At 57.8% G+C, this 10669-nt stretch carries 10 protein-coding genes, 1 tRNA gene, 1 other RNA gene and 1 pseudogene; 5 read left to right on the top strand and 8 right to left on the bottom strand.

Annotated elements, in window-relative coordinates; genetic code table 11:
- Both HMPREF3142_RS21105 and HMPREF3142_RS21100 read left to right on the top strand, forming a co-directional pair.
- A non-coding RNA gene (locus HMPREF3142_RS21105) (RtT sRNA) lies at positions 1 to 132 on the top strand.
- Between the two features lie 46 nt (positions 133 to 178).
- Positions 179 to 254 (top strand) — tRNA-Lys (locus tag HMPREF3142_RS21100).
- A 76-nt stretch (positions 255 to 330) separates the two neighbouring features.
- Here HMPREF3142_RS21100 and HMPREF3142_RS29575 read toward each other — a convergent pair.
- Positions 331 to 479 (bottom strand): annotated as a pseudogene (locus HMPREF3142_RS29575) (hypothetical protein).
- A 69-nt stretch (positions 480 to 548) separates the two neighbouring features.
- Here HMPREF3142_RS29575 and nadA point away from each other — a divergent pair.
- Positions 549 to 1592: a quinolinate synthase NadA gene (nadA, locus tag HMPREF3142_RS21095; RefSeq protein WP_064170883.1), complete on the top strand. Its 1044-nt coding sequence runs from the start codon at positions 549 to 551 to the stop codon at positions 1590 to 1592.
- Positions 1593 to 1627: 35 nt separating this feature from the next.
- On the top strand, positions 1628 to 2347 hold the full coding sequence (pnuC, locus tag HMPREF3142_RS21090) for a nicotinamide riboside transporter PnuC (protein ID WP_008805696.1): 720 nt from the start codon (positions 1628 to 1630) through the stop codon (positions 2345 to 2347).
- Here pnuC and zitB read toward each other — a convergent pair.
- Together zitB and HMPREF3142_RS21080 are read right to left on the bottom strand one after the other, a co-directional pair.
- Positions 2344 to 3288 carry a CDF family zinc transporter ZitB gene (gene zitB / locus HMPREF3142_RS21085; protein ID WP_016160511.1) on the bottom strand — a complete coding sequence of 315 codons (945 nt, stop codon included), beginning with the start codon at positions 3286 to 3288 and terminating at the stop codon, positions 2344 to 2346. The two genes, pnuC and zitB, sit on opposite strands and share 4 nt — an antisense overlap.
- Before the next feature lie 118 nt (positions 3289 to 3406).
- Positions 3407 to 3784 carry a YbgS-like family protein gene (locus HMPREF3142_RS21080; RefSeq protein WP_012542423.1) on the bottom strand — a complete coding sequence of 126 codons (378 nt, stop codon included), beginning with the start codon at positions 3782 to 3784 and terminating at the stop codon, positions 3407 to 3409.
- A 314-nt stretch (positions 3785 to 4098) separates the two neighbouring features.
- Between HMPREF3142_RS21080 and aroG the strand changes: the two genes are divergently transcribed.
- Positions 4099 to 5151, top strand: a complete 1053-nt coding sequence (gene aroG / locus HMPREF3142_RS21075) for a 3-deoxy-7-phosphoheptulonate synthase AroG (RefSeq protein ID WP_012542422.1) — start codon at positions 4099 to 4101, stop codon at positions 5149 to 5151.
- A gap of 73 nt (positions 5152 to 5224) precedes the next feature.
- Here aroG and gpmA read toward each other — a convergent pair whose 3' ends face one another.
- The 5 genes from gpmA to galE all read right to left on the bottom strand — a co-directional run bounded on the left by gpmA (position 5225) and on the right by galE (position 10528).
- On the bottom strand, positions 5225 to 5977 hold the full coding sequence (gene gpmA / locus HMPREF3142_RS21070; RefSeq protein WP_002895089.1) for a 2,3-diphosphoglycerate-dependent phosphoglycerate mutase: 753 nt from the start codon (positions 5975 to 5977) through the stop codon (positions 5225 to 5227).
- Between the two features lie 290 nt (positions 5978 to 6267).
- The gene (gene galM, locus HMPREF3142_RS21065) at positions 6268 to 7311 is read right to left on the bottom strand and encodes a galactose-1-epimerase (protein WP_070612530.1); all 1044 of its coding nucleotides are present in this window, start codon (positions 7309 to 7311) and stop codon (positions 6268 to 6270) included.
- The gene (galK, locus tag HMPREF3142_RS21060; RefSeq protein ID WP_016160513.1) at positions 7305 to 8453 is read right to left on the bottom strand and encodes a galactokinase; all 1149 of its coding nucleotides are present in this window, start codon (positions 8451 to 8453) and stop codon (positions 7305 to 7307) included. The genes galM and galK overlap by 7 nt, the downstream gene beginning before the upstream one ends.
- Before the next feature lie 2 nt (positions 8454 to 8455).
- Complete coding sequence (galT, locus tag HMPREF3142_RS21055) at positions 8456 to 9502, bottom strand: galactose-1-phosphate uridylyltransferase (protein ID WP_070612528.1); 1047 nt, start codon at positions 9500 to 9502, stop codon at positions 8456 to 8458.
- Between the two features lie 9 nt (positions 9503 to 9511).
- Entirely contained in the window at positions 9512 to 10528 is a 1017-nt protein-coding gene (gene galE / locus HMPREF3142_RS21050; protein WP_012542419.1) for a UDP-glucose 4-epimerase GalE, read from the bottom strand.
- Between the last annotated feature and the right edge of the window lie 141 nt (positions 10529 to 10669).

Genomic DNA, 10669 nt, shown 5'->3' with positions numbered 1-10669 from the left:
GGTCGCAGGTTCGAATCCTGCACGACCCACCAATTTCAGCATTTAACTCAAATGTTGAACGTGAAGGATAACGTTGCGTCAGCAACGGCCCGAAGGGCGAGGCGAAGCCGAGTCATCCTGCACGACCCACCAATTTCAATATTGGTGTCGAGTGAAATTATTCAGGTAGTACCAGAGTGGGTCGTTAGCTCAGTTGGTAGAGCAGTTGACTTTTAATCAATTGGTCGCAGGTTCGAATCCTGCACGACCCACCAATGTAAAAAGGCGCCCTAAAGGCGCCTTTTTGCTATCCGCCATACTCCAAAATTCGACTTCAGCATGACTCCACGGTCACGCTGCGCTTACCGTGGCTACACAGGGTACGAACCGGTCGTTTGGGCAGATGTGTAGCATCGTCCGCGGCATACGGGCTGATGTACAAAATTCATCACGACTTTTTGCTCGTAATCCGCTATCTTGTTTAGCATATAAAACACCATGACCGTGTTAAGGCGCAGACAGGCCATAGTGACGGTCTTAGAGTTAAGCCAGTAAAACGAGATTGCATGATGAGCGTAATGTTTGATCCTGAAACGGCGATTTATCCTTTTCCAGCGAAACCACAACCGCTGACCGTCGACGAAAAGCAGTTTTATCGCGAAAAAATCAAGCGCCTGTTGCGCGAGCGCGACGCCGTGATGGTGGCGCATTACTACACCGATCCTGAAATTCAACAACTGGCGGAAGAAACCGGCGGCTGTATCGCCGACTCGCTGGAGATGGCGCGTTTTGGCGCCCGTCATTCGGCCTCCACGCTGCTGGTCGCCGGGGTGCGTTTTATGGGGGAAACCGCCAAAATCCTCAGCCCGGAAAAGACCATTCTGATGCCGACCCTGAACGCGGAGTGTTCGCTGGATCTGGGCTGTCCGATTGAGGAATTCAACGCCTTCTGCGATGCCCATCCCGATCGCACCGTGGTGGTTTATGCCAATACGTCCGCCGCGGTGAAGGCCCGCGCTGACTGGGTGGTTACCTCCAGTATCGCCGTGGAACTCATTGATCATCTGGACAGCCTGGGTCAAAAGATCCTCTGGGCGCCGGACCGCCACCTTGGCCGCTATGTCCAGCTTCAGACCGGCGCAGACGTGCTGTGCTGGCAGGGGGCGTGCATCGTGCACGATGAGTTTAAAACCCAGGCACTGACGCGTATGAAGGCCCTCTATCCTGAAGCTGCTGTACTGGTCCATCCTGAATCGCCGCAGGCGATCGTCGAGATGGCGGATGCCGTGGGATCCACCAGCCAGCTGATTGCGGCGGCGAAAAGCTTGCCCCAGCGCCAGCTGATCGTGGCCACCGATCGCGGTATCTTCTATAAAATGCAGCAGGCGGTACCGGAGAAAACGCTGCTGGAAGCGCCCACTGCCGGCGAAGGGGCGACCTGCCGCAGCTGCGCGCACTGCCCGTGGATGGCGATGAACGGCCTGAAAGCCATTGCCGAGGGACTCGAACAGGGCGGCGCTGAACACGAAATCCACGTCGACGAAGCGCTGCGCACCGGGGCATTGATTCCGCTTAACCGGATGCTGGATTTTGCGGCTACACTACGGGGATAACGTATTGTCGCGTCGCAAGACGCTGAGGGGATGAAATGGATTTTTTTAGCACGCAGAATATCTTAGTACATATACCCATCGGCGCCGGGGGGTACGATCTCTCCTGGATAGAGGCCGTGGGGACCATCGCCGGGCTGCTGTGCATCTGGCTGGCGAGCCTGGAGAAGATCAGTAACTATGCTTTCGGGCTGGTCAACGTCACGCTGTTCGCCATCATCTTCTTTCAGATCCAGCTGTATGCCAGCCTGCTGCTGCAGCTGTTCTTCTTTGCCGCTAACGTTTACGGCTGGTATGCCTGGTCGCGACAAAGCAGCAACCATGAGGCTGAGCTGCAGATCCGCTGGTTGCCGCGCAGCAAAGCGCTGGGCTGGCTGGCGGCCTGCGTGGTGGCGATCGGCTTGCTGACCCTGTTTATCAACCCGTTCTTTGCTTTCCTGACGCGGATCGCGGTCAGCCTGATGCAAGCGCTGGGTCTGCAGGTCTCCATGCCGGTGCTGCAGCCGGATGCCTTCCCGTTCTGGGACTCCTGCATGACGGTGCTGTCGGTGGTGGCGATGATCTTAATGACCCGCAAGTATGTCGAGAACTGGCTGCTGTGGGTGATTGTCAACGTGATAAGCGTGGTGATTTTTGCCCGCCAGGGCGTCTATGCCATGTCGCTGGAATACCTCTTGCTGACGTTCATTGCGCTGAACGGCAGCCGGATGTGGATAAACAGCGCGCGTGAGCGAGGTTCTCACGCGTTTTCTGGCTAATGGTGGTGGTGATGATCGTGCCCGGCGTGCATCGTGTTGAGATGGCACTCCGGGCCGCTGCAGGGCTGGTACTCCATCTGCACCGTGGCATGCTCAATTTCATATTTATGTTCCAGGAAATGCAGGATGCGGTTGAGTAACGCATCATGATCGTGCGGCGGGACCACCTGAACATGGAGCGTCATCACCGGTTTTTCCCCCACCAGCCAGACGTGGACGTGGTGAACATCGCGTACCTCCGGGATAGAGCGACGGATATCCCGCTGCAGGGCCGCCACATCCAGCGAACGCGGCGCGCCTTCCAGCAGTTCATTCAGACTCTCCTTCAGTAATCGCCAGGCGCTACGTAATACCAGGCAGGAAACCAGTACGGAAAGGATCGGATCGACAGGCGTCCAGCCGGTGGTGAGGATCACCACGGCCGCCACGATCGCGCCGACCGAGCCCAGCAGGTCGCCCAGCACGTGTAGCGCCGCAGCGCGCACGTTGAGATTCTGCTCTTCACTCCCCCGATGCAGGATCCAGAAGGCCAGCACGTTGGCCAGCAGGCCGGCGACCGCAATCACCATCATCGTCACGCCGGCCACCGGCTGCGGATGCTGGAAGCGCTGAATGGCCTCCCAGACAATCAAAATGGTAATCACCACCAGGGCAATGGCATTGAGAAACGCCGCGAGGGTGGTCAAACGCAACCAGCCAAAGGTATGGCGGGTATTCGGTGGGCGACTGGCGAAGCGAACCGCCAGCAGCGCAAACAGCAGGGCGGCGGAATCGGTGAGCATATGGCCGGCATCTGCCAGCAGGGCCAGTGAGCCGGAGATTGCGCCGCCGACGGCTTCAACCAACATAAAACCGGCGGTGACGATAAACGCCCATCGCAGCCGGCGAGCGTTACCGCTGTCCGGAGCCTGGGCAGGGGAGTGCGAATGCGGGTGGGCCATCGTGTCGTCCCTTGATAGTTATCATTATTACGCTATGACATCATAAACAGAGAGCGATAACAAACGAAGAAAAGGCGAGCCTGGCTCGCCTTTTCTTCGTTTGTTCCCAGCGTATTACTTACTGGGTGGTACCGTCGGTTTTGCTGTTGTCGTGGTTCATGCTGCCGCCATTGTCCAGTTTCTTACCGGTGTCCGGACAGCGGCCGTCTTTACACATCGAGTTTTTATGCACTTCATCGCTCGACATATTGTCCTGGCTCATCGTCGAGCCATCAGGATGGAGCATGGTGCCGCCAGAGCCAGAATTAATCTGGTTATTGTCCACATTGTTTGGCGCCACGTTCTCACGGGCATCCGGCGCCACCTGACCGGCATCCGCGGAAGAGTTGGCCTGGCCATTATTGGACTGGGCGCCGGTGTCTGCCGCCAGGGCCGCGCCGCTGGCAAGACCTAAGGTGGCGGTGAGTAAAAGGGTCGTCAGTTTTTTCATATTCATCGGATACTCCTGTTAAACCGGGAAGGGGAAATGCGCTTCCCGCGGTGAGTGTGCCAGGGATCTGACTCGCTATGGTTAAAGACTCCGCAGACGATCGCAGTGTCACTATATAATCCTGAAACGTAAGACTTAATTAGCTTTAACAGTTAATTATTGTAGTGCATGAGCCTGGTTTCGCTACTTTATGGCGTATTTTTGCCTATTTCCAGGATTATTCCATCACTACTGTAAAATCACGTTTACACTTTTTCGGCGAAGAGATAGATTGGAGGGATTGCATTTCATTGAATAAGTATGGCAACGCTGGAAAGAAGATGAATTATCAGAACGACGATTTACGCATTAAAGAGATCAACGAATTATTACCTCCCGTTGCGCTCCTGGAAAAATTCCCTGCTACCGAAAATGCTGCAAATACCGTTGCGCATGCTCGCAAAGCGATCCATCAGATCCTCAAGGGCGACGATGATCGTCTGCTGGTAGTGATTGGGCCCTGTTCGATTCACGATCCGGCAGCGGCGAAAGAGTACGCTTCCCGTCTGCTGCCCCTGCGCGAGGCATTGAAGGGCGAGCTCGAGATCGTCATGCGGGTCTATTTTGAAAAACCGCGCACCACCGTCGGCTGGAAAGGGCTTATCAACGATCCCCATATGGATAACAGCTTCCGCATCAACGACGGGTTGCGCATCGCGCGCAAACTGCTGCTGGACATTAACGACAGCGGCCTGCCGGCGGCGGGGGAATTCCTCGATATGATCACCCCGCAGTATGTCGCCGATCTGATGAGCTGGGGCGCCATTGGGGCGCGTACCACCGAATCCCAGGTTCACCGTGAGCTCGCCTCCGGACTCTCCTGCCCGGTGGGCTTTAAGAATGGTACCGATGGCACCATCAAGGTGGCTATCGACGCGATTAACGCCGCTGGCGCACCGCACTGTTTCCTGTCGGTCACTAAGTGGGGCCACTCCGCTATCGTTAATACCAGCGGTAACGGCGACTGCCATATTATTCTGCGCGGCGGCAAAGAGCCGAACTACAGCGCGAAGCACGTGGCGGACGTGAAGATCGGCCTGGCGAAAGCGGGCCTGCCGGCTCAGGTGATGATCGACTTCAGCCATGCCAACTCCAGCAAGCAGTTCAAGAAGCAGATGGAAGTGGGCGCCGACGTATGCCAGCAGATTGCCGGCGGTGAGCGGGCGATCATGGGCGTGATGATTGAAAGCCATCTGGTGGAAGGCAACCAGAGCCTCGAGAGCGGTGAACCGCTGACCTACGGCAAGAGCGTCACCGACGCCTGCATCGGCTGGGAGGATACCGAAACGATCCTGCGTCAGCTGGCGGAAGCGGTGAAAACCCGCCGCGGCTAAGCGAATCTGCGCTGGCGCAGGCAATAAAAAAAGCGTGGAGATTTCCACGCTTTTTTGTTTTTACCGGGAGGAATTACTTCGCTTTACCCTGGTTGGCGACGGCAGCCGCTTTCGCCGCGATCTCTTCCGCATTGCCCAGATAGTAATGTTTGATCGGCTTGAAGTTTTCATCGAACTCATACACCAGCGGTACGCCGGTCGGGATGTTCAGTTCGAGGATCTCGTCTTCGCCCATGTTGTCGAGGTATTTCACCAGCGCGCGCAGGGAGTTACCGTGAGCGGCGATGATCACGCGCTCACCGCTTTTCAGGCGCGGCAGAATGGTTTCGTTCCAGTAAGGCACGACGCGGTCGATGGTCAGCGCCAGGCTTTCAGTGGTCGGCAGTTCGGCGTCGGTCAGTTTTGCATAGCGCGGATCGTGGCCCGGGTAGCGCTCGTCGTCTTTGGTCAGCTCCGGCGGAGTGACAGCGAAGCCGCGACGCCACTGTTTAACCTGCTCGTCACCGTATTTCTCAGCGGTTTCCGCTTTGTTCAGGCCCTGCAGCGCGCCGTAATGACGCTCGTTCAGCTTCCAGGATTTCTCAACCGGCAGCCAGGCCTGATCCAGTTCGTCCAGCACGTTCCACAGGGTGTGGATGGCACGTTTCAGCACGGAGGTATAAGCAAAATCAAAGCTGAAGCCTTCAGCCTTCAGCAGTTTACCTGCCGCTTTCGCTTCGCTAACGCCTTTCTCGGAAAGATCAACGTCGTACCAACCGGTGAAGCGGTTTTCGTTGTTCCACTGGCTTTCGCCATGACGAACCAGTACCAGCTTAGTTACAGCCATTCTCTTACTCCTCTCTACACGCCATCCCTCGCGCCGCGAACGGTGCGCTGAATATGTTGGTGTATGTGTTATTGATTGATAACTATTCTCATTATATTGCCGTGATTTGGCTCACGGCAATGCTTATCCCTAACCATAGCGAAAATAGTGGCTCAGTGTAAGGTGCTTGTAAAACACAGGTTATTTTTTTGTCCTTTGGTGACGGAAAATAGAGCAGGTTGCTGAAAAAAGAGGCGACAGAGAGGAGGGCGGGGACGAAAAACAGCGCCCCCGGCGGAGGGCGCTGGCGATTAACAGGCGATAAACTGATATTCCGTCAGGCTGACGTACTCCTGGCCCGGACGTAACACACAGTCCGGCTGCGGCCATTCCGGATGATTCGGCGAATCCGGCAGGAATTCGCTCTCCAGCGCCAGCCCCTGCCAGTCGGCGTAGGGCTCCGTCGTCTGCGACGGGGTGCCGCCGAGATAGTTGCCGGAGTAAAACTGCAGCGCCGGAGCGGAGGTATAGACCGTCATCTGCAGCTTGCCGTCCTGCGACCAGACCTGCGCCGCAGGCTGGCTGGCGTCGCCTTTGGCATCCAGCAGGAAGGCATGATCGTATCCCTTCACCTTTTGCTGATCGGCGTCGGCGAGGAAGTCGGCGGCGATGGTTTTCGGCTGGCGGAAATCAAAGCTGGTGTTAGCAACATCTTTGAGTTCACCACCCGGGATACCGTCGCTTTCCACCGGCAGATACCTCTGGGCGAGGATCTGCAACTGGTGCTGGCGCACGTCGCCCTGGTCACCGTCGAGGTTGAAATAGACGTGATTGGTCATGTTCACCGGGCAGGGTTGGTCCACGGTGGCGCGATAGGTAATCGCGATGCGGTTATCGTCGGTCAGACGATAGTGCGCGGTGGCCTGCAGAGTGCCGGGGAAGCCTTGATCGCCATCGGGCGAGGTCAGAGCGAACAGCACTTCCTGCTCGTCGGCGCGGACAATGCGCCAGCGGCGCTTATCAAACCCTTCCGGGCCGCCGTGGAGCTGATGGCCCGCGTCGTTTGACGGCGTGACGTTGACGAGCTGGCCGTCAAGCGGGAAGCGGCTATTGCCGATACGGTTGGCGTAGCGGCCTACCGAGGCGCCAAGAAACGCGGCCTGGCGGGCATAGTCCTCCAGCTTCGTACAGCCCAGCAGCGGATGACGCAGGCTGCCATCAACCAGCGGCACCTCGGCGCTGAGCAGCGTCGCGCCCCAATCCGCCACGGTAACGGTCATCCCCGCCTTATTGCGCAGGGTCACCTGCTGCCAGGGCTGGCCGTCCGGCGCCAGCGCGGTGGTTTGCGTTACCATTGGCCTGCCCCCTGTGACGGTTTGCAGACATAGAATGTCTCTTTAATACCGGTTTTCGCTTCATACGTTTTAGCAACGGCCTGCTGAACGGTATCGACCAGATCTTCCGGGACCAGCGCTACCACGCAGCCGCCAAAGCCGCCGCCGGTCATGCGTACGCCGCCTTTATCACCGATCGTGGCCTTAACGATCTCCACCAGAGTGTCGATCTGCGGGACGGTGATCTCGAAATCATCGCGCATCGAGGCATGGGATTCGGCCATCAGCTCACCCATCCGCTTCAGGTCGCCTTTTTCGAGGGCGCTGGCGGCTTCCACGGTGCGGGCATTCTCCGTCAGCACATGGCGTACGCGCTTCGCGACGACCGGATCCAGCTCATGGGCGACGGCGTTAAATTGCTCGAGGGTAACATCGCGCAGGGCGGGCTGCTGGAAGAAGCGCGCGCCGGTTTCGCACTGTTCACGACGGGTGTTGTACTCGCTGCCGACGAGGGTGCGCTTAAAGTTGCTGTTGATGATCACCACCGCCACGCCTTTCGGCATCGAGACGGCTTTGGTGCCCAGCGAACGGCAGTCGATCAGCAGCGCGTGGTCTTTTTTACCCAGCGCCGAAATCAGCTGATCCATGATGCCGCAGTTGCAGCCGACGAACTGGTTTTCCGCCTCCTGGCCGTTCAGCGCAATTTGCGCGCCATCCAGCGGCAGATGATACAGCTGCTGGAAAACGGTCCCGACGGCGACTTCCAGCGAGGCTGAGGAACTTAATCCCGCGCCCTGCGGTACATTGCCGCTGATCACCAGATCCGCGCCGCCAAAGTGGCTGTTCCGCTGCTGCAGATGCTTTACCACGCCGCGGACATAGTTCGACCACTGCTGGGTGTCGTGGCTGATAATCGGCGCGTCGAGAGAGAACTCATCGGTCTGATTGTCGTAATCGGCGGCAATCACCCGCACCGTACGATCGTCGCGCGGCGCGCAGCTGATCACCGTCTGGTAGTCGATGGCGCAGGGCAGCACAAAACCGTCGTTGTAATCGGTATGCTCGCCGATCAGGTTGACGCGGCCTGGCGCCTGAATGACATGGCTGGCCGGATAACCGAAGGCGTCAGCAAACAGGGTTTGGGTTTTCTCTTTCAGACTCATCATTACACTCCGGATTCACGAAAATGGACGTCGCTGACGGCGCGCAGTCGTTCGGCAGCTTGCTCGGCGGTCAGATCGCGCTGGGTTTCGGCCAGCATTTCATAGCCAACCATAAACTTGCGGACCGTCGCGGAGCGCAGCAGCGGCGGATAAAAGTGGGCATGAAGCTGCCAGTGGTGATGGTCTTCGTCGTTAAACGGCGCGCCGTGCCAGCCCATGGAGTAGGGGAATGAGCACTGGAACAGGTTGTCGTAACGGCTGGTCAGCTTTTTCAACGCCAGCGCCAGATCGCTGCGCTGGGCGTCGGTGAGATCGGTAATACGCTGCACGTGCGCTTTCGGCAACAGCAGCGTTTCGAATGGCCAGGCGGCCCAGTAGGGCACGACCGCCAGCCAGTGCTCGGTGTCCACCACCGTGCGGCTGCCGTCGGCCAGTTCGCGCTGAACATAGTCCAGCAGCATCGGCTGACCTTCTCCGGCGTAATACTCTTTCTGCAGACGGTCTTCCCGTTCCGCTTCATTAGGCAGGAAGCTATTGGCCCACACCTGACCATGCGGGTGAGGGTTGGAGCAGCCCATCGCTGCCCCTTTGTTTTCAAAAACCTGGACCCACGGGTAGCGTTTCCCGAGGTCCGCGGTCTGTTCCTGCCACGCTTTAACCACGCCTTCCAGCGCTTCAGGGCTCAGTTCCGGCAGCGTTTTGCTGTGGTCTGGCGAGAAGCAGATCACCCGACTGGTGCCGCGCGCGCTCTGACAGCGCATCAGCGGATCGTCACTCTCCGGTGCGTCCGGAGTGTCGGTCATCAGGGCCGCAAAGTCGTTGGTAAACACGTAGGTACCGGTGTAATTCGGGTTGGTGTCGCCGGTGACCCGGGTATTACCTGGGCACAGGAAACAGTCCGGATCGTGGGCTGGCAAGGTCTGTTTTGCCGGCGTTTCCTGCGCCCCCTGCCAGGGGCGCTTGGCGCGATGCGGAGAAACCAGAATCCACTGCCCGGTTAACGGGTTATAACGACGATGTGGATGGTCAACGGGGTTAAATACGCTCATGAAGGTTCCTTAGTCTGGATAACCCTGCGGATGACGGGACTGCCAGTGCCAGGTGTCCTGCGCCATTTCGTCCAGGTTGCGCGTCACGCGCCAGTTCAGCTCGCGGTCGGCCTTGGCAGCATCCGCCCAGTAGGCCGGGAGGTCGCCATCGCGGCGCGGCGCGAAATGGTAGTTAATCGGTTTGCCGCAGGCCTTGCTGAAAGCATTGACCACGTCGAGCACGCTGCTGCCGACGCCGGCGCCAAGGTTGTAGATATGGACCCCGGCTTTGTCAGCCAGTTTTTCCATGGCCGCGACGTGGCCATCGGCGAGGTCCATCACGTGGATATAATCGCGTACGCCGGTGCCATCTTCAGTCGGGTAGTCGTTACCAAAGACGGCTAGCGAGTCGCGACGGCCAACGGCGACCTGGGCAATGTACGGCATCAGGTTGTTAGGGATCCCCTGCGGGTCTTCCCCCATGTCGCCCGACGGATGGGCGCCAACCGGGTTGAAGTAACGCAGCAGGGCAATGCTCCACTCTGGCTGGGCTTTTTGCAGGTCAGTCAGGATCTGCTCCACCATCAGCTTGCTTTTGCCGTACGGGCTCTGCGGGGTGCCGGTCGGGAAGCTTTCGACATATGGGATTTTCGGCTGGTCGCCGTAGACGGTAGCTGAGGAGCTAAAGATGAAGTTCTTCACGCCCGCGGCGCGCATGGCAGAAACTAATTTCAGTGTGCCGGTGACGTTATTGTCGTAATATTCCAGCGGCTTGGCGACGGACTCCCCGACGGCTTTCAGCCCGGCGAAGTGGATCACCGCCTCAATGGCGTGATCGTGGAGGATCTCCGTCATCAGCGCTTCGTTACGAATATCGCCTTCAATAAAGGTGGCTTCTTTGCCGCCGAGACGCTCAATCACCGGCAGTACGCTGCGCTTGCTGTTGCAGAGATTGTCGAGGATCACCACCTCATGTCCCTGCTGCAGCAGTTGAACGCAGGTATGACTTCCAATGTAACCGCTACCACCTGTAACCAGAACTTTCATGATTCGCTCCATTCGGCTTATCGTGTATGAGGAAGATAGCATATCAAAGAAGTGAAAAGTGTGACACAGGGCAAGTTAGTGGAATCGTTTACACTTGATGGTGAAACGACATAAATTAAAATTTTTTATCTTTAATACAGA

The organism is Klebsiella sp. HMSC16C06, assembly GCF_001808325.1.
In the GTDB taxonomy this organism is placed as follows: domain Bacteria; phylum Pseudomonadota; class Gammaproteobacteria; order Enterobacterales; family Enterobacteriaceae; genus Klebsiella; species Klebsiella variicola.
This window is presented reverse-complemented; position numbering and strand designations above follow the sequence as displayed.

Excerpts from the sequence above, each read along its gene's own strand:
- nadA (WP_064170883.1), top strand. The coding sequence starts at position 549 with ATGAGCGTAATGTTTGATCCTGAAACGGCGATTTATCCTTTTCCAGCG.
- gpmA (WP_002895089.1), bottom strand. The coding sequence starts at position 5,977 with ATGGCTGTAACTAAGCTGGTACTGGTTCGTCATGGCGAAAGCCAGTGG.
- HMPREF3142_RS21080 (WP_012542423.1), bottom strand. The coding sequence starts at position 3,784 with ATGAATATGAAAAAACTGACGACCCTTTTACTCACCGCCACCTTAGGT.
- aroG (WP_012542422.1), top strand. The coding sequence starts at position 4,099 with ATGAATTATCAGAACGACGATTTACGCATTAAAGAGATCAACGAATTA.
- galE (WP_012542419.1), bottom strand. The coding sequence starts at position 10,528 with ATGAAAGTTCTGGTTACAGGTGGTAGCGGTTACATTGGAAGTCATACC.
- galT (WP_070612528.1), bottom strand. The coding sequence starts at position 9,502 with ATGAGCGTATTTAACCCCGTTGACCATCCACATCGTCGTTATAACCCG.
- pnuC (WP_008805696.1), top strand. The coding sequence starts at position 1,628 with ATGGATTTTTTTAGCACGCAGAATATCTTAGTACATATACCCATCGGC.
- galM (WP_070612530.1), bottom strand. The coding sequence starts at position 7,311 with ATGGTAACGCAAACCACCGCGCTGGCGCCGGACGGCCAGCCCTGGCAG.
- galK (WP_016160513.1), bottom strand. The coding sequence starts at position 8,453 with ATGAGTCTGAAAGAGAAAACCCAAACCCTGTTTGCTGACGCCTTCGGT.
- zitB (WP_016160511.1), bottom strand. The coding sequence starts at position 3,288 with ATGGCCCACCCGCATTCGCACTCCCCTGCCCAGGCTCCGGACAGCGGT.